24 protein-coding genes and 1 tRNA gene are annotated in these 26,832 nt (G+C 69.9%); 14 read left to right on the top strand and 11 right to left on the bottom strand.

The features are described 5' to 3' along the window. Nucleotides 1-81 precede the first annotated feature (81 nt). Nucleotides 82-534, top strand: coding sequence for a SufE family protein (locus K6753_RS04470; RefSeq protein ID WP_223674984.1), 453 nt, complete (start codon nucleotides 82-84; stop codon nucleotides 532-534). 62 nt (nucleotides 535-596) lie between these two features. Beyond that, complete coding sequence (locus tag K6753_RS04465; RefSeq protein WP_255591306.1) at nucleotides 597-1,859, top strand: MFS transporter; 1,263 nt, start codon at nucleotides 597-599, stop codon at nucleotides 1,857-1,859. Nucleotides 1,860-2,085: 226 nt separating this feature from the next. On the opposite strand, the gene dksA is transcribed toward K6753_RS04465, so the two are convergent. Further along, a complete protein-coding gene (gene dksA, locus K6753_RS04460) occupies nucleotides 2,086-3,183 on the bottom strand; it encodes an RNA polymerase-binding protein DksA (protein ID WP_223674983.1) in 1,098 nt (365 codons plus the stop codon). A gap of 227 nt (nucleotides 3,184-3,410) precedes the next feature. On the opposite strand from dksA, the gene yidD reads away from it, so the two are divergent. From yidD to K6753_RS04445, 3 genes are read left to right on the top strand one after another with little or no spacing between them, the layout of a single operon-like run. After that, a complete protein-coding gene (gene yidD / locus K6753_RS04455) occupies nucleotides 3,411-3,629 on the top strand; it encodes a membrane protein insertion efficiency factor YidD (RefSeq protein ID WP_223674982.1) in 219 nt (72 codons plus the stop codon). Nucleotides 3,630-3,666: 37 nt separating this feature from the next. Next, on the top strand, nucleotides 3,667-5,013 hold the full coding sequence (locus K6753_RS04450) for a dihydroorotase (protein WP_223674981.1): 1,347 nt from the start codon (nucleotides 3,667-3,669) through the stop codon (nucleotides 5,011-5,013). After that, nucleotides 5,010-5,912: a M23 family metallopeptidase gene (locus tag K6753_RS04445; RefSeq protein WP_223674980.1), complete on the top strand. Its 903-nt coding sequence runs from the start codon at nucleotides 5,010-5,012 to the stop codon at nucleotides 5,910-5,912. The genes K6753_RS04450 and K6753_RS04445 overlap by 4 nt, the downstream gene beginning before the upstream one ends. 18 nt (nucleotides 5,913-5,930) lie before the next feature. On the opposite strand, the gene K6753_RS04440 is transcribed toward K6753_RS04445, so the two are convergent. From K6753_RS04440 to efp, 7 genes are all read right to left on the bottom strand, one after another. Beyond that, complete coding sequence (locus tag K6753_RS04440) at nucleotides 5,931-7,655, bottom strand: GGDEF domain-containing protein (RefSeq protein ID WP_223674979.1); 1,725 nt, start codon at nucleotides 7,653-7,655, stop codon at nucleotides 5,931-5,933. 155 nt (nucleotides 7,656-7,810) lie between these two features. Then, nucleotides 7,811-8,740: a GTP cyclohydrolase FolE2 gene (gene folE2, locus K6753_RS04435; protein ID WP_223674978.1), complete on the bottom strand. Its 930-nt coding sequence runs from the start codon at nucleotides 8,738-8,740 to the stop codon at nucleotides 7,811-7,813. A 91-nt stretch (nucleotides 8,741-8,831) separates the two neighbouring features. Then, entirely contained in the window at nucleotides 8,832-9,575 is a 744-nt protein-coding gene (locus K6753_RS04430) for a phytoene/squalene synthase family protein (protein ID WP_223674977.1), read from the bottom strand. Then, entirely contained in the window at nucleotides 9,572-10,240 is a 669-nt protein-coding gene (locus tag K6753_RS04425; protein WP_223674976.1) for a phosphoglycolate phosphatase, read from the bottom strand. Before K6753_RS04425 ends, K6753_RS04430 begins: the two co-directional genes overlap by 4 nt. Nucleotides 10,241-10,475: 235 nt before the next feature. Continuing rightward, entirely contained in the window at nucleotides 10,476-11,195 is a 720-nt protein-coding gene (ubiG, locus tag K6753_RS04420; protein WP_223674975.1) for a bifunctional 2-polyprenyl-6-hydroxyphenol methylase/3-demethylubiquinol 3-O-methyltransferase UbiG, read from the bottom strand. Between the two features lie 114 nt (nucleotides 11,196-11,309). Continuing rightward, complete coding sequence (locus tag K6753_RS04415) at nucleotides 11,310-12,653, bottom strand: TRZ/ATZ family hydrolase (RefSeq protein ID WP_223674974.1); 1,344 nt, start codon at nucleotides 12,651-12,653, stop codon at nucleotides 11,310-11,312. 145 nt (nucleotides 12,654-12,798) lie between these two features. Further along, nucleotides 12,799-13,365, bottom strand: a complete 567-nt coding sequence (gene efp / locus K6753_RS04410) for an elongation factor P (RefSeq protein ID WP_223674973.1) — start codon at nucleotides 13,363-13,365, stop codon at nucleotides 12,799-12,801. Between the two features lie 115 nt (nucleotides 13,366-13,480). On the opposite strand from efp, the gene epmB reads away from it, so the two are divergent. Together epmB and K6753_RS04400 are read left to right on the top strand one after the other, a co-directional pair. Beyond that, nucleotides 13,481-14,497: an EF-P beta-lysylation protein EpmB gene (gene epmB, locus K6753_RS04405; RefSeq protein ID WP_223674972.1), complete on the top strand. Its 1,017-nt coding sequence runs from the start codon at nucleotides 13,481-13,483 to the stop codon at nucleotides 14,495-14,497. Between the two features lie 122 nt (nucleotides 14,498-14,619). Beyond that, on the top strand, nucleotides 14,620-16,698 hold the full coding sequence (locus K6753_RS04400) for an EAL domain-containing response regulator (RefSeq protein WP_223674971.1): 2,079 nt from the start codon (nucleotides 14,620-14,622) through the stop codon (nucleotides 16,696-16,698). Between the two features lie 159 nt (nucleotides 16,699-16,857). Here the strand turns inward: K6753_RS04400 and htpX are convergent, their stop codons facing one another. Further along, nucleotides 16,858-17,754 carry a protease HtpX gene (gene htpX, locus K6753_RS04395; protein WP_223674970.1) on the bottom strand — a complete coding sequence of 299 codons (897 nt, stop codon included), beginning with the start codon at nucleotides 17,752-17,754 and terminating at the stop codon, nucleotides 16,858-16,860. A gap of 121 nt (nucleotides 17,755-17,875) precedes the next feature. Between htpX and gluQRS the strand changes: the two genes are divergently transcribed. From gluQRS to phbB (K6753_RS04375), 4 genes are all read left to right on the top strand, one after another. Beyond that, nucleotides 17,876-18,799, top strand: a complete 924-nt coding sequence (gene gluQRS / locus K6753_RS04390; protein ID WP_223674969.1) for a tRNA glutamyl-Q(34) synthetase GluQRS — start codon at nucleotides 17,876-17,878, stop codon at nucleotides 18,797-18,799. Nucleotides 18,800-18,837: 38 nt separating this feature from the next. After that, nucleotides 18,838-19,578, top strand: a complete 741-nt coding sequence (gene phbB / locus K6753_RS04385; protein WP_223674968.1) for an acetoacetyl-CoA reductase — start codon at nucleotides 18,838-18,840, stop codon at nucleotides 19,576-19,578. A gap of 169 nt (nucleotides 19,579-19,747) precedes the next feature. After that, entirely contained in the window at nucleotides 19,748-20,236 is a 489-nt protein-coding gene (phaR, locus tag K6753_RS04380; RefSeq protein WP_223674967.1) for a polyhydroxyalkanoate synthesis repressor PhaR, read from the top strand. Beyond that, complete coding sequence (gene phbB / locus K6753_RS04375) at nucleotides 20,236-21,015, top strand: acetoacetyl-CoA reductase (RefSeq protein ID WP_223674966.1); 780 nt, start codon at nucleotides 20,236-20,238, stop codon at nucleotides 21,013-21,015. Before phaR ends, phbB (K6753_RS04375) begins: the two co-directional genes overlap by 1 nt. A 77-nt stretch (nucleotides 21,016-21,092) precedes the next feature. Here the strand turns inward: phbB (K6753_RS04375) and K6753_RS04370 are convergent, their stop codons facing one another. Both K6753_RS04370 and K6753_RS04365 read right to left on the bottom strand, forming a co-directional pair. Then, complete coding sequence (locus K6753_RS04370) at nucleotides 21,093-22,004, bottom strand: M48 family metallopeptidase (RefSeq protein WP_223674965.1); 912 nt, start codon at nucleotides 22,002-22,004, stop codon at nucleotides 21,093-21,095. 64 nt (nucleotides 22,005-22,068) lie between these two features. After that, a complete protein-coding gene (locus K6753_RS04365; protein ID WP_223674964.1) occupies nucleotides 22,069-23,934 on the bottom strand; it encodes a formylglycine-generating enzyme family protein in 1,866 nt (621 codons plus the stop codon). A gap of 158 nt (nucleotides 23,935-24,092) precedes the next feature. On the opposite strand from K6753_RS04365, the gene rnd reads away from it, so the two are divergent. The 3 genes from rnd (at nucleotide 24,093) to K6753_RS04350 (ending at nucleotide 26,818) form a co-directional block, all read left to right on the top strand. Next, nucleotides 24,093-25,184, top strand: a complete 1,092-nt coding sequence (gene rnd / locus K6753_RS04360) for a ribonuclease D (RefSeq protein WP_223674963.1) — start codon at nucleotides 24,093-24,095, stop codon at nucleotides 25,182-25,184. Between the two features lie 70 nt (nucleotides 25,185-25,254). Continuing rightward, nucleotides 25,255-25,330, top strand: a tRNA-Ala gene (locus tag K6753_RS04355). A 57-nt stretch (nucleotides 25,331-25,387) separates the two neighbouring features. Then, nucleotides 25,388-26,818 (top strand): C40 family peptidase, encoded by a 1,431-nt coding sequence (locus K6753_RS04350; RefSeq protein ID WP_425492079.1) that lies wholly within the window; start codon nucleotides 25,388-25,390, stop codon nucleotides 26,816-26,818. Nucleotides 26,819-26,832 lie beyond the last annotated feature (14 nt).

Below are 26,832 nucleotides of genomic sequence, written 5' to 3'. Positions count from 1 at the left end.
CAACCTCCCCCTGCAAGCAGGGGGAGGAGTAGAAGCTGCCCACGCGCGTGGCGCCGGCGCGACGCGTAAAATCGCTTCGCAATGAACACCATCGCCGCCCCCACCAGTCCGTTCCCCATCGAACCCACCGCGACCGAGGCCCAGGCCGCGATCCGCGACGAGTTCGCCTTTTTCAGTGACTGGGCAGAGCGCTACCAGTACCTGATCGACCTGGGTCGCAAGCTGCCGGACCTGCCGGCGGATTGGAAGACCGAGCAGCACCGCCTGCACGGCTGCCAGTCGATGGTCTGGATCGTCGCCGAGGGCGATGCCGCGCGCCTGGATTTCCACGCCATCAGCGACTCGGCGATCGTCTCCGGGCTGATCTATCTGGCGCTGCGCGTGTATTCGGGACGCAGCGCCGCGGAAATCGCCGCCACCGACGCCGACTACATCGCCGACATCGGCCTGGCCAAGCACCTCTCTCCCACGCGCAGCAACGGGCTGGCGGCGCTGCTGTCCTTCATCCGCGAGCGGGCGAAGGCCGAAGCGTGAGCCCGCCACAGGGCGTGCCGCCCGACCCGCCGGTCGGCCCGGCGGGGCCGCCCGAAGCCGCGCTGCCGCCTTCGAACGCGTCGCAATCGTCACCTGGCAGCCCACTGGGCAACCGTGGTTTCCTGGGCCTGCTGAGCTACCGGATCCTGACGATCCTGTCGTACCAGATCGTCGCGGTCACCGTCGGTTGGCACGTCTACGAACTGACGCGAGATCCGTTCTCGCTGGGCCTGATCGGCCTGGCCGAGGTGCTGCCCTACTTTTGCACCGCGCCGTTCGCGGGCTACCTCGTCGACCACCTGCCGCGTCGCAAGCTCGGGCTGGTGGCTTGCCTGGGACTGGCGGTGACGGCGTCGATCCTGGTGGCCGTGGCCTCGGGGTGGATCTCCACGGGGTCCGCGGATGCGCCGCGCACCTGGCCAATCTACATGGCGATCGCACTGACCGGCGTGGTGCGCGCCTTCCTCGGGCCGGTCTACAACGCGCTGTTTGCGCGCGTGCTGCCGCGCGACCAGTTCGCGCGTGGCGCGGGCGTGGGCAGCGTCGTGTTCCAGCTGGGTCTGGTGCTCGGACCCGCCATCGGTGGCGTGCTGATCGGCTGGGCCGGCAAGGATGTTGCGTACGCCATGGCGATGGTGCTGGCCGTGGGCGCCGCACTGGCCGTAGGTGTGTTGCGGGTAACCGAGCCGCCGGTGCTGCTGCAGCGCGCGCCGGTGTTCGCGAGCATTCGCGAGGGCCTGCAGTTCGTGTTCGGCCATCAGATCCTGCTGGGGGCACTCGCGCTGGACATGTTCGCGGTGCTGCTGGGTGGCGCGGTATCGCTGTTGCCGGCCTTCATCACCGAAATCCTGGACTACGGCCCGCAGGGCCTCGGCATCCTGCGCGCGATGCCTGCGCTGGGCGCGGTCACGGTCGGCTTGTGGCTGGCGCGCCGCCCGCCGACCCGCAACGCCGGCCGGCTCTTGCTGTTCGCGGTAGCCGGGTTCGGGCTGTGCATCATCGGCTTCGGCCTGTCGACGCACTTCTGGCTGTCGGCATTCTTCCTGCTGTGTTCGGGCCTGTGCGACGGCGTGTCGGTGGTGCTGCGGTCCACCATCCTGCAACTGGCCACGCCCGACGCGATGCGTGGGCGGGTGTCATCGATCAACGGGCTGTTCATCGGCTCGTCGAACGAACTGGGCGCGTTCTACGCCGGGTCGATGGCGCGGCTGTTGGGGCTGGTGCCGGCGGTCGTGTTCGGCGGCTTCATGACGATGGCCGTGGTCGGCGCCACCTCGCGGCTTGCGCCCAGGTTGCGGCGGCTCGATTTGCGCGATCTGCATTGATGATGGGGCTAGGGGCTAGAGATTGGCCGAAGCCGTGAGACAGGTGACGGCATCCAGGGAGCAACGGGGAACCGCTGTCCACTGGTGCGAGTGAAGCAGGCTCCTCGAGCTCGGATGACGATGCTTTTCATCGGTGCTCCCGAGCCCCAGCCCCTAGCCTCCAGCCCCTGAAACAACAAACCCCGCGCACGGCGGGGTCTGTCGAAACAACGGGCAGTAGACGACCTCAGTCGCCCATCTGCTTCTGCAGGTGCTCCCAACGCTCCTGCGCATCGATGGTGCGCTCGGCGGTGAGGCGCGCCTCGAGGCGGTCCAGGCCGATCTCCTCGCCGGTGTCGGCGCAGAAACCATAGTCGCCGCTGTCGACGCGCTTGAGCGTGCTGTCGATCTTGCTGATCAGCTTGCGATAGCGGTCGCGGGTGCGCAGTTCCAGCGAGTTCTCGGTCTCGCGGGTCGCGCGCTCGGCTTCGTCGCCGACATCGCGGACTTCGTCCTTGAGGTTCTCGATGGTCTGCTTGGATTCCTCGACGAGGTCGGCGCGCCACTTGAGCAGGCGCTGGCGGAAGTATTCGAGCTGCAACGGGCTCATGTATTCCTCGTCGGCAGCGGGCTTGTAGCCGGCCGGGAGGATCGGACGCCCTGTGGCGTCGTCGGTCTTGTACTGCACGACTTTCACCTTGCCTTTCGGCGCAGGTGCCTGCGGTTTTGCGGCAACGGCCACCGCCACCTTGCCGACCGGGCGCTTGGCCTGGACGGGCTTGGCAGCGGACGTCGCCGATGCGGACTGCTTGGCCGGCAGCGGTGAGGCTGCGCGGGCGGGGGATTTCTCGACCGGTGCGGTCTTGGTGGCCGGACGCGCGGCGGGCTTCTTGACGATGCCCGGCTTGGCGGCCTTCGCGACGGGCGGTGCCGTCTTCGCCGCGACCTTTGCAGGTGCGGCCTTCTTCGCAGCCGGCTTGGTAGCGGGCTTGGTAGCGGGCTTGACGGGCGCCGCCTTGTTGGCCGCGGCCTTCTTCACCGGTGCCTCCTTGCTGGCAACGGGCTTCTTCGCGACGGCCTTCTTGGCGACGACCTTCTTTGCAGCAGGCTTCTTCGCAGCCGCCTTCTTCGCGGCGACGGGCTTCTTGGCGACAGCTTTCTTCGCGACCGCCTTCCTTGCCGGGGCCTTCTTCGCCACCGCCTTTTTCGGCGCAGGCTTCTTCGCAACAGGCTTCGCGGGCGCCTTCTTGGCAGCCGCCTTCTTGGCCGGTGCCTTCTTTGCGGCGGGCTTGATCGCCTTCTTGACGGCCTTGGCGGCCTTCTTGAGTAGTTTCTTCACTGCCACGAGCGGCTGATCCTTTTGTTCCCTTGTGACGGGAAAGCGCGCTGTTATACCCTGCCCCGGCACCTGCGGCAACCGCGCCGGAGCGCGGGTCGCCAAGGATTTCCGGGGCGATTCCGACCGACGGGCGCGCACCGGACGCAATCCGGCCAACCCGTCGTTCGACCACCCGATGCAGGGTGCCTCGCGTTCCCCATCGGGCATCCTCCACGCACGGCATTGAAGGCACCGTGATCGACCGTCTGTTCATCGCCGTGTTGCGAGGCTACAAGCGCTGGATCAGCCCGCTGCTCGGACCACGTTGCCGCTTCCATCCCAGTTGCTCGGAATATGCGATGCAGGCCATCGCGCGGTTCGGGGCCTTGCGCGGCAGCTGGCTGGCCATGCGGCGCGTAGCGCGCTGCCACCCGTTGCACCCCGGTGGCCACGACCCCGTGCCGCCGCGCTGAACACGTACTCCCCATCCGTCCAATCCAGAGGCCCGACATGCCCAATACCCTGATCGTCAATGCCCGACTGGTGAACGAGGGCCGCGAATTCGACGGCGACCTGCGAATCGAGGACGGCCGCATCGCCGAAATCGGCAAGGGCCTGTCGGCGCGCAGTGGCGAGGTCGTAGTCGACGCCGCCGGCCGCCGCCTGCTGCCGGGCATGATCGACGACCAGGTGCATTTCCGCGAACCCGGCATGGAACACAAGGCCGACATGGCGGTGGAGTCCGGCGCGGCCGTCGCGGGCGGCCTCACCAGCTTCATGGACATGCCCAACACCAACCCGCCGACGCTCGATGCGGCGGCGCTGGAGGACAAGTACCGCCGTGCCGCCGGGCGCGTCTGGGGCAACCACGGCTTCTACATGGGCGCCAGCAACGACAACCTGGAGGCCGTGCGCGCCATCGACCCGAAGGCCACCCCGGGCCTGAAGGTGTTCATGGGCGCGTCCACCGGCAACATGCTGGTGGACAACCCCGAGACGCTCGACGCGATCTTCCGCGACACCCCGGTGCCGATCATCACGCACTGCGAGGACACGCCGATGATCGAGGCTGAAACCGCCCGCTACAAGGAAAAGTACGGCGACGACATTCCCGCCGCCTGCCATCCGGACATCCGTTCACGCGAGGCCTGCAAGAAGTCGACGGTGCTGGCGCTCTCGCTCGCGCGCCGCCACGGCACCCGCCTGCACGTGCTGCACATCTCCACCGCCGACGAGCTGGCGCTGTTCGAGACCGGCCCGATGATCCGGAGCGATGGCAGCCGCAAGCAGATCACCGCCGAGACCTGCATCCATTTCCTGCGCTTCGACCGCAGCGACTACGCGGCGCTCGGCCACCTGATCAAGTGCAATCCCGCGATCAAGGACCCCGAGGACCGCGAGGCGCTGATCCGCGCCGTCGCCGACGACACCATCGACGTGCTCGCCACTGACCACGCCCCGCACCTGCTGGAGGAGAAGCAGCGCCCGTACACCTCTGCGCCCAGTGGCCTGCCGCTGGTGCAGTACGCCCTGAACGCCGCGCTGGAGCTGGTGCACGAGGGCCGGCTGACCACCGCGCAGGTGGTGCAGAAGTTCGCGCATGCGCCGGCGCAACTGTTCGACGTCGAAGGCCGCGGGTTCCTGCGCGAAGGCTACGCCGCCGACCTGGTGCTGGTGGAGGACACGCCGTTTACCGTGCGCCGCGAGGACGTGTTGTCCAAGTGCGGCTGGTCCCCGTTCGAAGGCCGTACGTTCCATTCGCGCATCGCCTCCACCTGGGTCAACGGCGTGCTGGCGTGGGACGGGCAACAGCTGGTCGGCTCGCCCAATGGCCAGCGGCTGGCATTCGCTCGATGAGGCGCACCTCGATCACCCGGCTGGGTGCTGGCTGCGTGTTGCCCCTCGCATTGGCGGCCTGCGCGGCCACCGCACAGACGACGGCGCCGGGTCGACCACCGGTCCTGCCACCGGACGGCCGCCCGATCGCACGCGCCGAGCGCGTGACCGTCGTGCCCGATCGCGTGCAGCAGGGCGGCCTGGTGGTCGGCCGCGCACCGGCAGATGCCCGGGTGGAGTACGACGGCCGCCAGCTCCACGTTACGCCGTACGGGACGTTCGTGTTCGGCGTCGGGCGCGATGCGACGGGTCCCCTGGCCGTCTCGATCACGCACCCTGACGGCCGCCGGCTCAACTACCAGGTCACCGTCGACCCGCGCGACTGGCCGGTCGAACGGGTCAACGGCGTGCCGCCGCGCACGGTCGACCCGCCGCCGGCGATTGCCGAGCGCATCCGCCGCGAACAGGCCGAAGTCACCGCCGCGCGCACGCGCTATGACGCCCGGACGGGGTTCGCGCAGGCCTTCCAGTGGCCGGTCGAGGGCCGCATCAGCGGTCGCTTCGGCAACCAGCGTGTCTACAACGGCAGCCCGGGCTCGGCGCATTCGGGCATGGACATCGCCGTGGGCAGCGGCACGCCGGTCAAGGCCCCGGCTGGGGGCGTGGTGACGTTCGCCAGTCCCGATCTCTACCTGACCGGCGGCACCGTCCTGTTGGACCATGGCCACGGCGTCAGTTCCAACTTCCTGCACCTGTCGCGCCTGGACGTGGAGGTCGGCGACACCGTCGAGCAGGGCCAGGTCATCGGCGCCGTTGGCGCGACGGGCCGCGCGACCGGCCCGCACCTGCACTGGGGCATGAACTGGCTGGACGTGAGGATCGACCCGCTGCTGATGCTGGAGCGCGCCGGCGCGCAATGACGCCCCGAGGCGTCGCCGTCAGGACACCACTTCCTTCGTCGGCAATGCCTTGTGGGTGCCGGTGATGCGCGTGCTGCCGCTGACGCGGTCGCGGCCGGCGGCCTTGCTGGCGTAGAGCGCGGCGTCGGCGCGCTCCAGCAGTTGCTCGGCTGTCTCGCCTTGCTGCAGCTGGGCGACACCGATGCTGAGCGAGGCCTCCAGGACCACGCCGTCCATCGACAGCGGCCGGCAGTTGACCGCCGAGCGCAGGTTCTCGGCCACGCCCAGGGCTTCATGCTGCTCGGTGTCGGGCAGCACGACGACCAGCTCGTCCCCGCCGTAGCGGCCCATCTGGTCGTAGGTGCGCAAGCGGTTGCGCGTGCGCAGCGCGATGATCCTGAGGCACTGGTCGCCGATCCGGTGGCCGTGCACGTCGTTGATCTGCTTGAAGCGGTCGATGTCGAAGAACACCACCGACAGCGGCCGGTCCAGGCGATGCGCGTCGCGCACGGCGGTCTTCAGTTGCTCCTCGATCGCCGGCCGCGATGACGCACCGGTCAGCGCGTCGTAGGAGGCCATACGGCTGGCGTGGTCGCGGTCGCGGCGCAGCTGCTGCAACTGCTCGGCCAGACCAATGGTCACCACCAGGCCGGAGAACGCCATCGCCGCAGGAAGGGCATGCGCCATCCAGGGCGGATTGACCCACCCGCCCAGCAGCTCCCCCACCCGCAGCGTCACCATCACCGCCAGCGGCAGCCACGACAGCAGCAGCAGCCGCGCCGTGCTGAACCCCTGACGGATGGCCCTGACCGTCGCCACGACCACCGTGCCCGCGATCACCAGCACCACGACGTTGCCCACCAGCGACACCCAGCGCGCGCCCAGGGCGAAGGTAACGGCCAGCAGCACTGCGGCCGCGAGGCTGCAGCCGTCCAGGATCCGCTGCACGCGCGGCTGGCGGGTGCGCAGTTCGAGGTAGCTGCCGATGAAGAAGTTGCCGGCGATGATCGCCAGCAGCGCGAACAGGCGCACCGTCCGCGGGTCCGTGCCGAACACTTCGGCCGCCGCGGGCCAGACCCGCAGCTCGCCGCCCATGGTGGCCAGGTACCCGACCTGCGCCAGCAGCGTGGCCATCAGGTACGCATAGCTGCGCTCCCGGATGCCGATCCAGAAGCCCAGCGACAGCACCGCGAGCACCAGCAATGACACCAGTACGGCCGAACGCCACGCCACGTGCACCAGGTCGGCGCGATGCACCTCGGCCTCCGGCTGGATCGCCACGCGCATGGGCACGCTGGCGCCACGGCCGTCGACGCGCAGGTACAGCGACTGTCCAGCCCGCAGGCCGTCCGGCAGCGGCACCACCAGCGCACGCGGCGCGTGCAGGCCATCCATGCCCTGCCCGATCAACGCCCTGCGCACGGGCAAGGCTTCACCCGGGCGCCAGGTTTCGATCACGGTGAGGTATGGCGAGGACACCACCAGCTGCGGCTGGCCGGCGCGGCTGACCGCCGAAGTAGCCGTCAAGCGCCACCAGCGCGGCTGGTCGGCCTCTTCGCGGATGACCGCTTTGCGGGCGCCGGGTTTGAACCGGTCTTCGAATTCCCCGGAAAGCACGCGCGCCGGAACGGGATCGGCATCAAGCCGCGCCAACTGGAACGCCGGCGCGTCGGCCCCGGCCGCAACCGACGGGCCGCACACGCCGAAGGCCATCGCGATAGTGACCGCGATGGCCTGTAACCAGTGACCCGAGGGCTTCCCCATCACCCGTCCTGCACCGTGCCTTGAACGCGAGAATAGCCCAGGGCGCCAGCCGGTGTGACAGGCCGCACGTTCACATTGCGACGCCCGTCTGCCGCTACGCGCCGTTCGTCCAACCCGACCTGATTAAGGCCGCGCGCAGGCGCCTCGCGCGGGCGTCAGGCGCGGTTGCCGCGACCGGTCACGCGGGCCACCGCGTCATGGGCGTGCAGGCTCTCGAAATGAGCCACGTCCGCCTCGAACCGCTCGACATGCGGGTCTTCGGCCAGCGCGGCGGCCACCCGACGTGCGGCGTCTTCGCAGAACATCAGGTTTTCGGCGTTGAGCCGGGCGAAGGCCTGCTCGTCCTCGCGCTTGACCGCGGTCTGCACGGGGGTCGCCACGGCGTGCTCGATGGCGTCGATAAGTGCCGCCAATGGCAGTTCCTCGAACTGCGGGCGCAGCGTGACGCGGATGTCGGCGCGGCTACGCTGCGCGTGCGGCGTGGCGGCCAGCCCGCGCTCGGACGCCAGCCAGTCACCGACCACGGCGGGCGACATCGGCCGGGCCTCAGCGAAATCCTCGACGAACCGCTCGGCATTGATCTGCCGTGACAGTGCGGCGGAGGCCGGGCAGGTGCTCGAGTATTCGACGGAAAACCGCAGCGCCAGCTGCAGGTGGCCGTCGACGAGGGCCGCATCGATTTCGACGGGATAGCGCTTCCACCCGGCATTGCCGCTGGCCAGGGCCGGGCGCAGCAGCATCTGGTCGTAGCGCAGCACCAGCCGCGCGGCCGACGACAGGCCCTGCTGCGAATCCACAAGCGACTGCAGCACGCGCCGCAGGCCAGCCGGCGTCACCGCCTCCGATGCGAACGCGTCCTGCAGCATCAGGTACAGGCGCGACATGTGGATGCCACGGGCCTCGGCACGGGTCAGGTCGACCGACACATCCACCGAGCCGGCTACCTGGATCGGCTCGCCGCCGTGCCCACCCACGCGCAGCGGCAGCGCGATGTTGGCCATGCCGACCCAGTCGAGCGGGCGCGCCGCCGCGGCGGCTTCGTGGGCGACGTCGGGCAGGCGGCGGGGGGCGCTGGGAATGCTCATTGACAGGACACGTGGGGACTGGACCGGGGGTTCGCAACGCCGGCCATTCTAACGAGCGCCCCCCCAGGCCCCGGTCCGGGCGCTGCAACGGTCAGTTCCGGGCCGCGCGCCACGACCGCCAGAGCACGCGCCACGTCGGCACCGGCCGGGTCGCGTCGCCGCGCTCCAGCCGCCCACGCGCGAGGGCCGCCCACAGCCTGCGTGGCCGGGCGCCACCCGCGGTCGGCCAGTGGGCCAGCAGATGGCGCGCCCAGCGGTCGCGACCGCCGCCGTCGGCCTGCCCGGCAAGGAGCGACAACGGCACGTGGGCATCGCCGGGCTGCTGGAAGCGCGCCTGCTGCAAACACGCGGCGACGAGTTGTGCAGCGCGGTGATCGACCCCCGCCCGCCCTTCGCTGCCGAACAGCTCGGCATCGATCGCGGCCATCGCCTCGGCGAGCGGCTGCAGCATGGAACCGGACTCCTCCGGATCGCGCGGACGCTCGCGGCTGGCGGGCAAGGCCGGGAGCGCCGCCGCCAGGGCGGGCCACGACGTCGCCCGCGTCTGCAGGACCACGCCCAGCGGGTGCCTGCGCATGCCGCGGCTCCATCCGATCAGCTCCTCCGCCCACCACGCCAACTTGGCCTCGCCGGGGCGCGCATCGCTGCCGCCCCAGGCCGCGTCGGTCAGCTCCTGCTGCAGCGCGGCCCACGCCAGGGCAATCGGGTGCTGCGCGGGCGGGACGAACACCTCGGCGACCGACCACTCGGGCCAGCGCGCGCGCCATTTGCCGATGAAGCTCTCCAGCGCCTCGTGGTCCACGCCGTACGCCGTCCCGGGCCGGTCCGCGCTCACCGCGCCACCGGCCACGCCGCCGGGCTGCACAGGTCGGCGGGCCGTTCGACCAGCACGTCGCCGCGCCAGGCGATCGGGTCGTCCTCCGACAGGCGATAGCCCCACAGCGCCACCACCGACGGCATCCCTGCCGCGCGCGCGGCCACGATGTCGCGCTCATCGTCACCGACGTAGGCGCATGCCCGGGGTGCAACGCCGAGGCGCTCGGCCGCCACCACCAGCGGCAGCGGGTCGGGTTTGCGTACCGCGAGCGTGTCGCCACCGATGAGGACCGCGCAGCGCGATTCCCACCCCAGCACGGGCATCAGCTGCCTGGCCAGGTACTCGGGCTTGTTGGTGACAATGCCCCAACGGCTGCCGGCGGCCTCCAGCTCGGCGAGCATCGCCTCGATACCGTCGAACGCACCTCCATGCCGGCCCAGCTCCTGCTGGTAGGCGTCGAGGAAAGCGGGAACGTGCCGTTCGCGCTCTTCCGCGTCCCACTCGGGAAACGCGACCGAAAGCATGGCGCGCGCGCCCTTGGAGACCTGCGGTCGCAGGTCGTCCAGCAGCATCGGCCCGACATCACGGCCCGCGCGCATGGCATTGATCGCGGCCAGCATGTCGGGCGCGCTATCGAGCAGGGTGCCGTCGAGGTCGAACAGGGCTACGGGGGGAAAGGGCATGGGATCGGGGAATGGGGAAGTGGGAAAGGGGAGCGGAGAGTTGCGGAGGGAAGCCAACAGCTGCGCGGAACGTGCGGAGGGTTGGCGGCGGCCTTCATTTGTCCGCGCTGACCAGGTGTCTTCGCGGCTGAAGCCGCTCCTATAAAAAACGCCCAACTGTAGGAGCGGCTTCAGCCGCGATGCATCCGAGTGATTAGCGGATGTCGCCGCGCAAAGCGCGTCAGGAAAGGCCGCCCTACCCCTTAACCGCGCACGCCAGGTAATTCACGTCCGTGCGCGAAATCCGCCGCGCTGCGTTGCGCCACGGCTCGTACATCAAGCCGCTGACGTCCTCCAATTCCAGCCCGGCGGCACGCAGCCAGGCCGCCAGTTCGGACGGCTTGATGAAGTCGCGGTACTGGTGGGTGCCCTTGGGCAGCAGGCGGGCGATGTATTCGGCGCCGACAATGGCCAGCGCGAACGCCGCCGGCGTGCGGTTGAGGGTGGACAGGAACAGGTGCCCACCCGGCTTCAGCAACGTGGCGCACGCCGAGACGATCGCCGCCGGATCGGGGACGTGCTCGAGCATCTCCATGCAGGTGATGGCATCGAACGTCCCGGGCCGCTCCGCGGCCAGCGCCTCGACCGACTGCAGCCGGTAGTCGACCTGCGCGCCGCTTTCCAGCCCATGCAGGCGCGCCACCTTGACCAGCTCGGGCGCCAGGTCGATCGCGGTCACCTGCGCGCCGCGGCGGGCCAGCGCCTCGCTCAGCAGGCCACCACCACAGCCGACGTCCAGCACGCTGGCGCCGGCCAGGGGGACGCGCTCGGCCACGTATTCCAGGCGCGGTGGATTCAGCGCATGCAGCGCCTTCTGCGGGCCGTCCGGGTCCCACCAGCGGTTGGCGAGCGCGCCGAACTTGTCCAGCTCGGCCTGGCTGAAGTTGTCGGATGGCGTCTGCTGCGATGCGGTCACGTTGCACCTCTCTCTGTCATCCCGAATGCAGTGAGGGATCTGCGTTCGATCGGATGGACGGGAACAGCGAATCCCCTCGCTTGATTCGGAATTACGACGCCCTCGAAGTCGAGGTCACGACGGATGGAGGCCCGCGATCCGGCTGCGCCACTGCCGCGCGTTGGCGATGATGGCGTCCACGTCCATGTCGACCAGCACGCGCCCGCACAGCTTGGCGTGACCTCCGATCCACACATCGGTCACGAGATGGCGGCCGCTGGCATAGACCAGTTGCGACACCACGTGGTGCAGCGGCTGGGTTTCCAGCGTCGACAGATCGATGCATGCGAGGTCGGCCTGCTTGCCGGGCTCGATCGAACCGATCTTCGCGTCCAGCCCCATCGCGCGCGCGCCGCCCAGGGTGGCGGCGCGCAACGCCGTGGCACTGTCCAGCGCGGTGGCGTCGCGGGCGACGGCCTTGGCCAGCTGCGCGGCGGTGCGGGTCTCGCCGATCATGTCCAGGTCGTTGTTGCTGGCGCAGCCGTCGGTGCCGATGGCCAGGTTGATGCCCGCGCGCTCGATCGCGCAGGCCGGGCAGAAGCCCGAGGCCAGCTTGAGGTTGGACTCCGGGCAGTGCACCACGCTGACGCCGCGCTCGGCGCACAGGTGGATCTCCGAGTCGGTCAGTTGCGTCATGTGGACGGCGATCAGGCGGTCGTTGACCAGGCCGAGTCGGTCCAGCCGCGCCAGCGGACGCTGCCCGTGGTCGCGCAGGGAATCCTCGATCTCCTGCGCGGTCTCGTGCGTGTGCAGGTGCACCGGCAGGTCGAGCTGGTCGGCCAGCATGCGGATGCGCTCGAAGTTGGCGTCCGACACGGTGTACGGCGCGTGCGGGGCAAAGGCGGTGGACACCAGCGCATCATCGCGCCACTGGTCGTGGACTTCGCCGGCGCGGTCGAAATATTCGTCGGACGTCTTCGCCCACGCGGTCGGGAAGTCGATCACCGGCAGGCCCACCATCGCGCGGAAGCCGTGGCGCTTGTAGGTGGCTGCCTGCACGTCGGGGAAAAAGTAGTTCTCGTTGGCACAGGTCGTGCCGCCGCGCAGCATCTCGGCGATGGCGAGCGTGACGCCGTCGGCGACAAACTCCGGCCCGATCACCGCCGCCTCGACCGGCCAGATGTGGCCCTGCAGCCACTCCATCAGCGGCAGGTCGTCGGCGACGCCGCGCAGCAGGGTCATCGGGTTGTGCGTATGGGCGTTGACCAGGCCCGGGATGACGGCCGACTCGGGCCGGCTTACGGTCTCGCGCGGGGCGAACCGGGCCCGCGCCTCGTCGGTCGGCAACACCGCCTGGATGACGCCGCCGGTGACGGCCACGGCGTGGTCTTCCAGCACCACGGCATGCGGTTCGACGGGCACCACCCAGCCGGCTTCGATCAACAGGTCGCAGGTCTGGGGGGTGTGGTCTTCGGTCATGCCGATCTCATTCGAAATTCAGGGGGTGCCTCGGCGCGTCGCCTCCCTTCTCCAAGGGAGAAGGGAAACGGCAGATGGATCCCGGCTTTCGCCGGGATGACGATTCGACAACGCCGTGGCCGCCATGCGGCTACGGGCCGGATCGTCACTTCACGCGGCTGACGTACTCGCCCGAACGGGTGTCGACCTTGATGATTTCGTCTTGGTTGACGAACAGGGGCACGCGCACCACCGCCCCCGTCTCCAGGGTGGCCGGCTTGCCGCCGCCGCCGGAGGTGTCGCCGCGCACGCCCGGGTCGGTCTCGGTGATCTTGAGCTCGACGAAGTTCGGCGGGGTGACCTGGATCGGCACGCCGTTCCACAGCGTCACCACGCAGTCTTCCTCGCCCTTGAGGAACTTGTGGGCGTCGCCGACACCGGCCTTGTCGGCCTGCACCTGCTCGAAGCTCTCCGGGTCCATGAAGTGCCAGTACTCGCCATCGGCATAGAGGAAGCGCATGTCGGTGTCGACCACGTCGGCGGCTTCCAGGTTGTCGGTCGCCTTCATGGTCAGTTCGACCACGCGGCCGGACTTGATGAAGCGGTACTTCACGCGGGTGAAGGCCTGGCCCTTGCCCGGCTTGACGTACTCGGTGTCGGTGATGATGCACGGCTCGTTGTTGACGAGGATCTTCATCCCGTTCTTGACGTCGTTCATGCCATAGCTGGCCATCTGTACAGCTCCTGCGGATAGGTGGAAGCGGTGGGGCGCCGGCGGCCGTGGAGCCGCTGCGGCTACAATGTCGGGCTGCGCAGCGCCAGGCGCGCGCCAGCGAAACCGGACCGGCATGATACCCGCAGCCCCCCTCCCCCTGCAGCCGTCGCATGCCACCCCGCGGTGGCAGCAGGCATGGCGCGACAGCATCCGCGACCCGCGCGAACTGCTGTCCGTGCTCGGCCTCGGCGAAGCCGCGGCGTCCATTTCCGATGCCGCGGCCGCGCAATTCCCCTTGCGGGTGCCGCGCGCCTTCGTCGCGCGCATGCGCCATGGCGACCCGGCCGACCCGCTGCTCCGGCAGGTGCTGCCGCTGGACGACGAGATGCGCCCTATGCCCGGCTTCACCCTGGACGCCGTCGGCGACGGTGCCGCCAAGGCCGCCGAAGGCGTCATCCGCAAATACAAGGGCCGGGCGCTGCTGGTGAGCACCGGTAGCTGCGCGATCCATTGCCGCTACTGCTTCCGCCGGCACTTCCCCTACGCCGAGGAGACGGCCGCCGCTGCCGGGTGGCGCGGCGCCGTCGACGTGATCCGGGCCGACGCCAGCATCGACGAGGTAATCCTGTCGGGTGGCGACCCGTGGTCGCTGTCGACCGCCAAGCTGGCCGAGCTCACCGATGCGTTGTCGTCGGTGCCGCACCTGCGCCGGCTGCGGGTGCACACGCGGCTGCCGGTGGTGCTGCCCGAACGCATCGACGCGGGCCTGCTGGCGTGGCTGGCGGCGCTGCCGTGGCCGGTCACCGTCGTGATCCACGCCAACCACGCCAACGAGTTCGACACCGGCGTCGACGCGGCGCTGGGGAAGCTGCGGGTCGCGGGCGCCACGCTATTGAACCAGGCGGTGCTGTTGCGCGGGGTCAACGACGATGTCGATGCCCTTGCCGACCTGAGCGAGCGCGGCCACGCCGCCGGCGTGCTGCCCTACTACCTGCACCAGCTGGACCGGGTGCAGGGCGCGGCACATTTCGAGGTCGACGACGACCACGCCCGCCACCTGCACGCGGCGTTGGCGGCGCGGCTTTCAGGCTATCTGGTGCCGCGGCTGGTGCGCGAAGTGGCCGGCGATCCGGGCAAGCGCCCGCTCTAGTTCCATCGCCGGTGGCCGATGAAAGAGCCAAACGCCGCATGGACGGGGGCGTGCGCTTCATGTCATAACCGCGGCCCTGACCGGTTGTAACCGGCTTCAGCACGTCGGCTCCAGGAGGCCCCATGCAATTCGGCAAAGACCAGGTGCTGCGCCTGCTGATCGTCGACGACAGCGTCGAGGCAGCGGAGGGGATCGTCAGCGGCCTGCGCAACAACGGCATCGCGGTGCGCCCGACGCGCCCGGAAAGCGAGGAGGCACTGACCGCCCAGCTCGCCAGCCAGCCGCCCGACCTCGTGCTGGCATCGCCCGACGCCACCACCGTGCCGCTGGACAAGCTGATGCAGCACGTCGACGCCAGCGGCAAGGACCTGCCGGTCCTCATCCTGCACACCACGATCGATGACGCCCGCCTGCTCGAGGCGCGCGAGATCGGCGCCCGCGGCGTCCTGCTGCGGGGCCACGCCAGCCACCTGCACGACTCCATCCGCGCCGAGTGGGCGGACCTGGAAGCCCGCCGCGCCCTGCGCCGCCTGGAAAGCCAGGTGCGCGAGACCGAACGCCGCTGCGACGCGCTGATCGAGTCCTCCCGCGACCCGATCGCCTACGTGCACGAAGGCATGCACATCCGCGCCAACTCGGCGTACCTGGAGATGTTCGGGTTCGAGTCGTTCGACGAGATCGAGGGCATGTCCCTTCTGGACATGATCGCGCCATCGCACGTGGACGGCTTCAAGAAGCTGCTCAAGCAGATGTCCAAGGGCGAGCCGGTCGCTCCCCGCCACGAGATCGAGGCGCGCACGCTGGACGGCAACAGCTTCCCGGCGGTCATGGAATTCACCAACGCCAGCTACGAAGGCGAGGCCTGCCAGCAGGTGGTGCTGCGCCGCCAGGAGTTCGACCCGGAGCTGGCACGCGAGGTCGAGGAGCTGCGCCAGCGCGACCAGGCCACTGGCCTGTTCAACCGCGCGACCTTCCTGCGCACATTGGAAGACGCGGTTGCCGACGCTGCGCAGAACGCGAGCCACCACGCCTTCCTGCTGGTGGAACCCGACCACTACGCGCGCCTGCTCCAGGACATCGGGCTGGATGCCGCGGACGAGCTGGTCGCCGCATTCGCCGAGCGCCTGCGCACCGCGCTGCGCGAGGACGACACCGTCGCGCGCTTCGCCGAGCACCAGTTCGCCGTCCTGCGCCGTGGCAGTGACCACCGCGGCACCCTGGCGCTGGCCGAGGCCGTGCGCAAGGCATTTGCCGACAGCGTGCTGGAGGCCGGCAACCGCTCGCTCAACGCCACCGTCAGCATCGGCGGCGTACAGATCGGGCAGAAGATCGCGAGCGTCTCGTCGGTGCTGGGCAAAGCCAGCCAGGGCCTGCAGTCGACCATCGGCGTAGGTGGCAACCGCGCGGACATCTTCGACCCCGGTGCCGTCGACCGCGCCGAGGAGGAGCGCGTGCAGGCGTGGGTCACGCGCATCCGCCAGGCGCTCGACAGCGACCGCTTCGTACTGCACTACCAGCCGTTGATCAGCCTGCACGGCGACGCCAACGAGATGTACGACGGCTACCTGCGCATGCAGGGCGAACCGGGCGAGCTGGTGCAGCCGCTGACGTTCCTGCAGATCGCCGAGGAGCACGGCCTGCTGTGGGAGATCGACCGCTGGGTGGTGGGCCGCGCAATCGCCGTCATCGGCGAGCGCCTGCGCGCAGGCAAGCGCACTACGCTGCTGGTGAAGATCTCCGAGGTCTCGCTGCAGGACGACAGCCTGGTCCACCACATCATCGAGCAACTGGCCCAGCACGGCGCCGAAGGCAGCCTGCTGGTGCTGCAGGTCCCCGAGTCCAAGGTCTTCACCCACCTCAAGGCCGCGCAGACCTTCCAGCAGGCGGTGGCAAAAATGGGCGTACGGGTCGGGCTGGAGCAGTTCGGCAGCGGCCTGAACTCGTTCCAGTTGCTGAGCCACTTCGACGCGGCGTTCCTGAAGCTGGACCGGTCCTTCATGGACGACCTGGCCGGCAACGCCGAGCACCAGGCGCGCATCCGCGAGATCGCAGGCAAGGCGCACGAAGCCGGCAAGCAGACCATCGCCGAGTACGTGCAGGACGCGGGCAGCATGACCGTGCTGTTCGGTGCCGGCATCGACTACGCGCAGGGCCACTTCCTGGCCGCTGCCGGGCCGGAGATGGATTACGACTTCCAGTGAGTCGTGAGGGGCTAGAGGCTAGGGGTTAGGGGCTGTGCTGTTGCCGCGCGTACTGCGTTCGCGCCTGCCTCCCGCGGGCGTGCCCCAGTCGCTGGATGCCGCACCCAAAGAAAAAGGCCCGCCGATGGCGGGCCTTTCTCGTATTCCAAGCATCGGTGATCAGGTCACCACTCGGCCGCGCACCGCCTCGACGGGTGCATCGCGCAACGCCTGGATGCGCTCGGCCAGCGGCGGGTGGCTCATCAGCAGCTTCTTCAGGCCGTGGCCGACGCCCCCGCTGATGCCGAACGCGGCCACCTGCTTGGGCAGCGTGCTCTCGCCGTAGGTCTGCGACAGGCGCTCCAGCGCGGCGATCATCTTGTCGCGACCGGCCAGGCTGGCGCCGCCGGCGTCGGCGCGGAACTCGCGGTACCGCGAGAACCACATCGCGATCATGCTGGCGAACAGGCCGAAGACCATGTCCAGCACGAACACGATGGCGTAGTAGCCCAGCCCGGGCGCGCCATCGCGGCCGCCGCTGATGTACCCGTCGATCACGCGGCCGACCACGCGCGCCAGCACGATCACGAACGTGTTGAGCACGCCCTGGATCAGCGCCATGGTGACCATGTCGCCGTTGGCAACGTGGCTGACCTCATGGGCCAGCACGGCCTCGGCTTCGTCCCGGTTCATTGCCCGCAGCAGGCCCGTGGATACCGCCACCAGCGAGTTGTTGCGGCTCGGGCCTGTGGCGAAGGCGTTGATCTCGGGCGCGTCGTAGACCGCCACTTCCGGCATCTTGATGCCGGCGGCCTCGGCCTGGCGGCGGACCGTCGACACCAGCCACTGCTCGGACTCGTTGCGCGGCTGTTCGATGACATGGGCGCCGGTCGTGCGCTTGGCCATCCACTTGGAGATCGCCAACGACAGGAAGGAGCCGCCGAAGCCGAACAGCGCGGCCATGACCAGCAGCCCGGCGTTGGTGGCGGGGTTCAACCCGAATACCGACATGACGATGCTGACCAGGGCCAGCACGGCCAGGTTGGTGGCCAGGAACAGGGCAATACGCTTGAGCATCGGGGACCATCCTGCGCGCACCATGCGCGGTTGAACGGAAAAATGTGGCAGCCTCGACGGAATTTCAAGTGAACTGGCCTGCCACCGCACCACCCGGCCCGCCTCCCGAAGACGCCTGCGCGTGACACGTTCCGAACCCTCCCCACCCTACCGCGGCCGCTTCGCACCCTCGCCCACCGGTGACCTGCACCTGGGCTCCCTGGTCGCAGCGCTCGGCAGCTGGCTGATGGCCCGCGCCGCGGGTGGCGAATGGTGGGTGCGCATCGAGGACCTGGACCCGCCGCGCGAGGTGGCAGGCGCCAGCGAACGGCAGCTGGCGACACTGGTTGCGTTTAGCCTGGTCGCGGACGGCCCCGTCGTGCGGCAGAGCGACCGCGGCGCTCTGTACCAGGCAGCCCTCGACCGGCTGCTGGCCTCGGGCCACGCATTCGAATGCCACTGCAGCCGCGCGGACCTTGCCGCCACTGGCGGCATCCACCGCGCCTGCGTCACCGACAGGCGGCGCGACCAGCCGGCGGTGCGCCTGCGGGTTCCGGACGGCACCTCCGTCACCTTCCATGACCTGCTGCTGGGGCGGCAACAGCAGGCCGTGGACCGCGAGGTGGGCGACTTCGTCCTGCGTCGTGCCGACGGGCCGTGGGCGTACCAGCTGGCCGTTGTGGTCGACGATGCCGCGCAGGGGATAACGGACGTCGTGCGCGGCGCCGACCTGCTCGATTCCACGCCGCGCCAGATCCTGCTTCAGCGCGCGCTCGGGCTGCCCACCCCGCGCCATGCGCACCTGCCGCTGGTCGTGGACGCCAACGGCCGCAAGCTTTCCAAATCGCTCCAGGCGGTGATCGTCGATCCCGCCGACCCACTGCCCGCCCTTCGGGCGGCGTGGCAGCGGTTGGGGCAGTCGCCCGGCGCGGTCGCGAACTGCACCACGACCGAAGCGCTCCTGCAGGCCGCCTGGCGGCATTTCGACGCTGGCCGCATACCGCAATCCGCGCCGGCGCTCCGCCGCGATGCACAACAGTCATTTCACGACGGCACACTAGAGTAGGCGCGGCAGGCCGCACCGGGCGGCCAGGGAGAGCACGCATGCAGTCACGAGTTGCACTGGTCACCGGCGGCACCGGTGGCATCGGCACGTCGATCATCCGCCGCCTGGCGCAGTCCGGGCACAAGGTGGCGACCAACTACCGCGACGAAGCGCGCGGCCGTGCCTGGCAGGAAAAAATGAAGGCCGAGGGCATCGACGTGACGATCGCCCAGGGCGATGTCGCCTCCCCGGAAGGCGCGCGGGGCCTGGTCGACGAGGTCGAGCGGCAGATCGGGCCGGTCGAAATCCTGGTCAACAACGCCGGTATCACCCGCGACACCACCTTCCACAAGATGTCGGCCGAGCAGTGGAACGAGGTGATCTGCACCAACCTTAACTCCTGCTTCAACGTCACACGTCCCGTGATCGAGGGCATGCGCGCGCGCAAGTGGGGCCGGATCATCCAGATCAGCTCGATCAACGGCCAGAAGGGCCAGTACGGCCAAGCCAACTACGCCGCGGCCAAGGCCGGCATGCACGGCTTCACCATCTCGCTGGCGCAGGAGAACGCGAAGTTCGGCATCACCGTCAACACGGTGTCGCCCGGCTACATCGGCACCGACATGGTGATGGCGGTGCCGGAGGAAATCCGCGAGAAGATCGTCGCGCAGATCCCCACGGGCCGGCTCGGCACGCCCGATGAGATTGCCTACGCCGTCGGCTTCTTTATCCCCGACGAGGCGGGCTGGATCACCGGCGCCAACCTGTCGGCCAATGGCGGCCAGTACATGGGTTGGTAGGCGTCACGCCTGCAGTGGAACCGGCCGTGGCGACGCCCGGCCGGTTCACGCGGACGTCCATCGTGGCAACGCCGGTCCTGCAGGCCTTCTGGCGCGATTCCGCCAGAAGTTGCAAGGTCCGCCCCCCTGCGCCATGCTGCGGAGCATCACGATTTAGAGCCTTGGCTCCATGCCCTCGATGCGCGTCATCAAGAAGTACCCCAACCGGCGTCTTTACGACACGGAGATCTCCAGCTACATCACGATCGAGGACGTGCGACAGCTCATCGTCGACGGCGAGGACTTCGAGGTGCGCGACGCGCGGTCGGGCGAAGACCTGACCCGCCAGGTGCTGCTGCAGATCATCGCCGAGCACGAACAGGACGGCGAGCCGATGCTGTCCACGCAACTGCTCAGCCAGATCATCCGCTTCTACGGCGATTCGCTGCAGGGCTTCATGGGCAGCTATCTGGAGCGTTCGATGCAGGCGTTCCTCGACCAGCAGCAGCAGTTCCGCAAGCAGGTCGGCGGCATGCTCGGGCAGACGCCGTGGGCGATGATGAACCAGCTGACCGAGCGCAACATGGCGATGTGGAAGGAATTCCAGCAGAACCTGTCGGGCAGCGTCGGGCAGAGCCCGAACTCCACCAAGCCCAAGACCGACAAGCGCGAGCGCTGATGGCGGCGGTTGATGTGGCCGCGGACAGCGCGCCGCGGCACGCGCGACGCGTCGCCATGGTCAGCGGTGGCGTCGGCGGGTTGGGCACCGAGATCTGCAGGGCACTCGCTCGCCAGGGCCATCGCGTCGTGGCGGTGGACCTTCCTGTTGAAGGCGACCGCCTTGCGCGTTTCCGGGACCAGACGGCCGGGCTGGACGTGCAGCTGGAGTCGGTCGACGTCGGCGACTTCGCTGCCTGCGGCTCGCTCGTCCAACGCATCGAAGGCGCCTGCGGATCCGTCGATATCCTCGTCAACGCGGCGGGGATCACGCGCGATACCCGGTTGGCGAACATGGACCCCGCGCAGTGGGACGACGTGCTGCGGGTGAACCTGGACGGCGTGTTCAACCTCTGCCGGCACGCAGTCGCGGGCATGGTGGCGCGCGGCTTCGGACGCATCGTCAACATCAGTTCGGTCAACGGCCAGACCGGGCAGTTCGGCCAGACCAACTACGCCGCCGCCAAGGCCGGCATGCACGGTTTCACCATGGCGCTGGCGCGCGAGGTCGCCCGCAAGGGCGTGACGGTGAACTCCGTCTCCCCCGGCTACTGCGAAACCGCCATGGTGATGGCCGTGCCCGACGCGGTGCGCGAGCGCATCGTCGAGTCCGTGCCCGTGGGCCGGCTGGGACGCCCGCACGAGATCGCACGCGCAGTGACCTTCCTGACGGCGGAGGACGCCGGCTTCATCACCGGCGCCAACCTGCCCGTCAACGGCGGCTTGTTCATGAGCTTCTGATTGGCCGGGACGGAGGCAGGGCGCAGACTCTGCTATCGCCTCCAGCCTCCAGTACCTAACCTCCAGCTCCCAGCCCCTTACCGACAGTACTTCTCCCGGAACTGCTCCGCCTGCGGCATCAGCGACTGCAGCGTCTGCATGCGGTTGGCCGGGTCGGGGTGGGTGGATGCGAACTCCGGCGGCCGCTCGCCACCGCCGATCTGCGACATGCGCTGCCACAGCGGCACGGCCTCGTTCGGGTCGTAGCAGGCGGCAGCAGCCAGCATGAGCCCGACTTCGTCCGCCTGCGTCTCGTGGCTGCGCCCGTACGGCAGCACGAACCCGTATTGCGCGCCCGCGCCCAGCGCCGCCATCACCGCCTGTTGCTGTTGCGGATCCATCCCGCCCACCGCCATGCCGGCCGCGACCTGGCCCATCTGCACCAGCTTCTGCTGCGCCATGCGCTGGCTGCCATGGCGCAGAAGCGCGTGGGCGATCTCGTGGCCCATGACCACCGCCATGCCGTTCTCGTTCTCCACCACCGGCAGCAGGCCGGTGTAGACCGCCATCTTTCCGCCCGGCAGGCAGAACGCATTGGCCTGGTCGGACTGGATGACCGCCACGTCCCACTGGAACGACTGGTAGTCGGTGGGCGCCGGCTGCTGGTGCAGCGCGGCCAGTTCCGCCGTGACTTCGGGTACGCGCTCCACCAGCCGCTGCGCGATCTCGCGCACCTGCTGGCTGACCTGTGCGTCGGCGGGCATCAGCGCGCCCTGCGCCTGCGCATCGCCCAGCACCTGGTCGAAAGCCTGCGCGCCCAGCTGCACTTCCTCTTCAGCGGTCGCGCCGTAGCGCGCCTTCTCGCCGGTGTAGGGGTCGACCTTGGCATTGCCGAACCACGACCACGCCGCATAGCCCGCAAACAGCAGGAGGATCCACCAGCGCATGCCACCGAAACCCCGGCGGCGCCCACCTTCAGGCGCCTGCCTCCCCACCGACCCGATCCTCATCGCACCGCCCTCGTCGTATTGATAACCGTGTGCCGGCCCTCACGCGGGCCGGGCGTCGCCGCGATCAGATATCGCGCACGACCCGGAATCCGATGCGGGCATTGGTGGTATCGGACGGGCTGGCGACGCGCCACGCCGAACGCGTCTGCGCCGGCGAACTCGCCCAGGACCCGCCGCGTACCACGCGGGTGCGACAGCCCGGGTTGACCCACGCCTGGCCGTCATCCGGCGCGCGGCGATAGGAGTCGTGCCAGCAATCCGCGACCCACTCGCTGACATTGCCCGCCATGTCGTGAAGGCCGAATGCACCCGGGCGGTAGGACTCCACTTCCGCAGGCCCCCACGCACCGTCGCCGTAGCCGTCGAAGGCGTTGCGCCATTCCCGCCCGCTCGGCGAGCGGTCCAGTGCGCCGGTGAAGTTGCCCGTGCGCTCGGGTGGCGTGCCCTCGCCCCACGGGAAGCGCGATGTACTGCCGGCGCGCAACGCGTACTCGAACTCGGCTTCGCTGGGCAGCCGGTAGCGCTCACCGGTCTGCTCCGACAGCCAGTCCGCGTACGCCATCGCGTCCTGCGCGCTGACGTGGATGACGGGCATCGACGGGTCGGCGCGGTTGCCGGTGTAATCGCTGCGCCAATCGACGTTGCTGCGGCGGACGAGGTTGCCGCTGCGCTCATCGTAGGCGATGGAGTAGCCGCGGCGCGTGGCGCGCGGCTCATAGCCACTGGCGGCGATGAACCGGCCGAACTCGCCCACCGTGACTTCGTGCCGGGCCACCGCCAGGCCGCGCGGGAAGCGGATGTTGCGCGCAGGCCGTTCGGCATCGGTCGCATCGGCCTCCGCATCGCCCGCGCCCATCCTGAAGGCGCCATGCGGGATCACCACCAGCTCGGGCCCGCGGCCGCCGTTGCGTAGCGCGTCGGTAAAGGCCTGGCCGGGACGGAACAGGCCGTAATGGGTCGCAAGGTCGATGCGTGTGCGCAACAGGACCGCGGCCGGATCGCCCGGCGGCGCGATGCGCAGGAGCTCGGCGAGCGCCGCGCGTGCATCGCTGAGCCCATCCTCGCGCCCCAGTGCCGCCAGCCCCTTGTCGCGCAGGTCGCCGATGCGGGTGGCACGCAACCGCTCGATGCGATCGCGCGCATGCGGGACGGTCTCGAAGTCGGGTCGCACCTTGGCCGCCGCCTGCAGCCAGCGCTCGGCGCCGGCGAAATCGTCGTCCGCGGCCGCGACTTCCGCGCGGCGGATCAAGGCGCTTTCCGACGCGGCGATGCCCTGCATCGCGCGCACGTCCCCCGGCCGAAGCTCCAGCGCTTCCTTGAATCGGGCCAGCGCCCCGCCCTGCCCGTTTTCCCCGACCCGTCCGGCATTGAGCGCTTCCTCGCCCAGCCGGTTGGCGCGCTGTGCCTGGTCGACGGTGTCCAGCCGGGACAGGAAGCGGACGACGGACTCGCGCTCCGGCGCGACGGTCCGCGCGACCGCGCCGATCTCGTGCGCGGTGCGCAGTGCGGCCGGGTTGCGGTCGATCGCGGCCAGTGCCGCGTCGCCGCGCTCCAGAAGCGCCGCGACCGCCTGGTCGAGACCGGCCGCGATGTCCGGGTCGTCGGGCGCGTGGCGCGCCAAAGCGACATACAGCGGCAGCGCCGATTGCGGGCCGTCGAACAGCCGCCCGGCCTCCAGCGCCTCGGCAGCCTGCGTCTGGAGCGCTTCGACGCCCTCGTCCTCGACCGGCACCGCCGGCAACTGCCACGGAGCGACCGGGGAGACGGCCTGGTCGGCGCTGACGGTGACGATCGGCGCGCGGACCCGGGATGGCGCCGCGTCGGGTGCCTGCACGGTGTCGCCTTCGCCGGCATCGTCGCGCCCGCAGCCGGGCAGCAGCACGGCCAGCGCCAGGCTCGTCCAGACAATGGCGGTCAGGGGTGGGCGCAAACGTCCTCCAGAAGGCTCGGCCCGATGCGTCGCGCGGCGTGCCTGGCCCGGATCGGGTAGACCGTTCCGTGACCGCGGCGACGGTCGGCCGGCCCGGCGAAAGTAGGCTATTGTCGCCCGCCCCGGCAACCTGCCCGTGAACCCTGGTGCCCCGCCCCGTGCCACGCTGGATCCAAGACTCCGCCGAACTCCTTGCGCGTTTCGCGACGCCGCCCGCCCGCATCGGGCTGGACACCGAGTTCATCCGCGAACGCACCTACTGGCCGCAACTGGCGCTGGTGCAGATCGCGATCGAAACCGACGACGGCCTCGACATCGTGCTGGTCGACCCGCTCGTACCGGGCATGACCGCGGCCCTCGCCACGCTGCTGGCCGACACCCGTATCCTCAAGGTGATGCACAGTCCCAGCGAGGACCTCGTCGCCTTCAAGCACGCCTGCAACACGGTGCCGCGGCCCCTGTTCGACACCCAGCTGGCGGCCGCGCTGGCCGGCATTGCCGGCGGCATGGGCTACCAGCGGTTGGTCGAAAGCCTGACCGGCGTGACACTGGCAAAGGGCGAGACGCGCTCGGACTGGATGCGGCGGCCGCTGTCGCCATCGCAGCTGGAGTACGCCGCCGACGACGTGCGCCACCTGTTCGAGCTGCATGACGCACTGGACGCCGACCTGACCCGTCTCGGCCGCCGTGCGTGGCTGGCCGAGGATGCCGAACGCACCCTGGCCAACGCCGACAGCGACGATGTCGAACGCTGGCCGCACCTGTCGCTGCGCAGCGCCCAGTTCCTCGACCTGGGCGCGCAGCGCCGGCTGGTCCGCCTGCTGCGCTGGCGCGACCGGTACGCGCGCGACAACGACCGTCCGCGCACGTGGATCCTCGACAACGAGCTGGCGACGGCCATCGCACGTACGCCCCCGGCCGACATCGAAGCGCTGCAAGCGCAACTGGACGCGCATCCCAAGGCCCCGCGCAAGCTGGCCGACGCGATCTGGACGGCACTGCAGACACCGCTGGCCGACGAGGTCGACGCACCGGATGCGAGCGTGTCGGAACGCCGCGACAAGCAGGCGCTTCGGCAACTGCAGGACGCCGTTGCCGCCCGCAGCGCCGAACTGGGCCTGCCCGACGGCGTGCTCGCCTCCCGCCGCTGGCTGGAGTCGCTGCTGGACCATGGCGAGTGGCCCGACGCGCTGGCCGGTTGGCGGCGGGAAACGCTGGAGCCGCAGCTGCGCCCGCTGCTGGAGCGCTAGCCGCGCCACGGCCTGGCCGGCCGACGGGCTGGCATCGCTGCGGACGGGCCGCTAGAATCCCAGCCCACGTGGGGCGGTAGCTCAGCTGGGAGAGCGTCGCGTTCGCAATGCGAAGGTCGGGAGTTCGATCCTCCTCCGCTCCACCAATCGAATACCGAAGGCCCCGGCGTCGCACAGACGCCGGGGCTTTTCGCATGCGCGCTATGCTCGGCCGCATGCCTGATGCCGTGATCGTCCGACGCCGCCCGCCCAGCATTGCCGGCCGCACCTCCGCCTTCATCCTGCTTGCCCTGTTGGCCTGCCTGGGCGCAACGGCCCGGACGCCCGAGTCCGTGGCACCGGACATCGTCGGCATGGACGACCCGGCGCGATGGACGCCGGCCTACTGGATAGAGCGCGCGGAAGCACCGGACCGGCCGCTGGCCCCGGCCAGCGCGATCCAGGCCCAGAACGCCCGGCTCGTGCGCGACGACCCGTCCATGTATGACCTCGCTGCGCTGGGGCCGGTAGTGGAGCGCGACCAGGTGCTCGGCTGGATCCAGGGTCTCTCGCGTAGGCCCAGCGCTCCGCGCCATGACGCAAAGGGAGCCCGGCTGCCGGCAGCGGCATTGGACGAACTGGAGGACGCCCTCGCGTTGGACGCCGTCCCGGCACGCCAGGCCACGCGCTACGGGCTGGTGGTCCGCCGCGCTCCGCTGCGCACCTTCCCGACCGACCGGCGCGTGTTCAGCACGCCGGGGGACACCGACATCGACCGCTTCCAGGAGAGCGCGCTGTTCCCCGGCACCCCGGTGGCGATCGCGCACGCAAGTCGCGACGGCGAGTGGTTGTTTGTCGTCAGCCAGCGCTACGCCGCATGGATCGAGGCGCGCCACGTGGCCGAGGGCGACGCCGCCACCGTGCTGGGGTACGCGGAACGCACGCCCTATCGGCTGGTGACCGGAGCGGCGGCCCACACCGTGCACACGCCCGAGGCGCCGGCGGTGTCCGACGTGCAGCTCGACATGGGCACGCGCCTGCCATCGGCGTCCTCGACAGGCCGAGTCAACGGCCAGCACCCGGCCAGTGGCCACGCGGTCGAGCTGCCCGTGCGCCAGGACGACGGGCGCCTGCTTCTGCGTCCCGCACTGCTGCCGCGCAGCGCCGACACGGCCGACGCGCCGCTGCCACTGACACGCCGGCACCTCATCGGACAGGCCTTCAAGTTCCTCGGTGAGCGTTACGGCTGGGGCCACGACTACAACGCGCGCGACTGCAGCGGGTTCGTATCAGAGGTGTACGCCAGCCTGGGCCTGGTGCTACCGCGCAACACCGGCGACCAGGCCGGCAGCCCGGTGCTCGCGACCACCCGGCTCGACGACGTTGCGTCGCGTGCGGCCGTGCTCGAGGCGCTGCAGGTCGGCGACCTCGTCTACGTCCCGGGCCACGTCATGATGGTGATCGGCCACGCCGACGGGGAACCGTTCGTGATCCACGACATCCACGGCGGCGGCCAGCGCGGCGCCGATGGCGAAGTCGTCCGCCTTGGCCTCAATGGCGTGGTGGTGACAAGCCTGCGTGGGCTGGTGTTCGATGACGGCACGCCGTACGTCGAGCGCGCGACCGCCGTAGTCCGCCCCGCCCCGACATCCTGACCACCCACTCCACC

It is taken from the genome of Novilysobacter selenitireducens, assembly GCF_020026895.1.
In the GTDB taxonomy this organism is placed as follows: Bacteria; Pseudomonadota; Gammaproteobacteria; order Xanthomonadales; family Xanthomonadaceae; genus Lysobacter_C; species Lysobacter_C selenitireducens.
The sequence above is the reverse complement of the archived record's forward strand: the minus strand, read 5'-3'. Positions and strand labels throughout refer to the sequence as shown.

Coding starts and splice junctions, on each gene's coding strand:
- K6753_RS04470 (WP_223674984.1), top strand. CDS start 82: ATGAACACCATCGCCGCCCCCACCAGTCCGTTCCCCATCGAACCCACC.
- K6753_RS04450 (WP_223674981.1), top strand. CDS start 3,667: ATGCCCAATACCCTGATCGTCAATGCCCGACTGGTGAACGAGGGCCGC.
- K6753_RS04445 (WP_223674980.1), top strand. CDS start 5,010: ATGAGGCGCACCTCGATCACCCGGCTGGGTGCTGGCTGCGTGTTGCCC.
- K6753_RS04440 (WP_223674979.1), bottom strand. CDS start 7,655: ATGGGGAAGCCCTCGGGTCACTGGTTACAGGCCATCGCGGTCACTATC.
- folE2 (WP_223674978.1), bottom strand. CDS start 8,740: ATGAGCATTCCCAGCGCCCCCCGCCGCCTGCCCGACGTCGCCCACGAA.
- K6753_RS04425 (WP_223674976.1), bottom strand. CDS start 10,240: ATGCCCTTTCCCCCCGTAGCCCTGTTCGACCTCGACGGCACCCTGCTC.
- K6753_RS04415 (WP_223674974.1), bottom strand. CDS start 12,653: ATGACCGAAGACCACACCCCCCAGACCTGCGACCTGTTGATCGAAGCC.
- efp (WP_223674973.1), bottom strand. CDS start 13,365: ATGGCCAGCTATGGCATGAACGACGTCAAGAACGGGATGAAGATCCTC.
- epmB (WP_223674972.1), top strand. CDS start 13,481: ATGATACCCGCAGCCCCCCTCCCCCTGCAGCCGTCGCATGCCACCCCG.
- K6753_RS04400 (WP_223674971.1), top strand. CDS start 14,620: ATGCAATTCGGCAAAGACCAGGTGCTGCGCCTGCTGATCGTCGACGAC.
- htpX (WP_223674970.1), bottom strand. CDS start 17,754: ATGCTCAAGCGTATTGCCCTGTTCCTGGCCACCAACCTGGCCGTGCTG.
- phbB (WP_223674968.1), top strand. CDS start 18,838: ATGCAGTCACGAGTTGCACTGGTCACCGGCGGCACCGGTGGCATCGGC.
- phaR (WP_223674967.1), top strand. CDS start 19,748: ATGCCCTCGATGCGCGTCATCAAGAAGTACCCCAACCGGCGTCTTTAC.
- phbB (WP_223674966.1), top strand. CDS start 20,236: ATGGCGGCGGTTGATGTGGCCGCGGACAGCGCGCCGCGGCACGCGCGA.
- K6753_RS04370 (WP_223674965.1), bottom strand. CDS start 22,004: ATGAGGATCGGGTCGGTGGGGAGGCAGGCGCCTGAAGGTGGGCGCCGC.
- K6753_RS04350 (WP_425492079.1), top strand. CDS start 25,388: ATGCTCGGCCGCATGCCTGATGCCGTGATCGTCCGACGCCGCCCGCCC.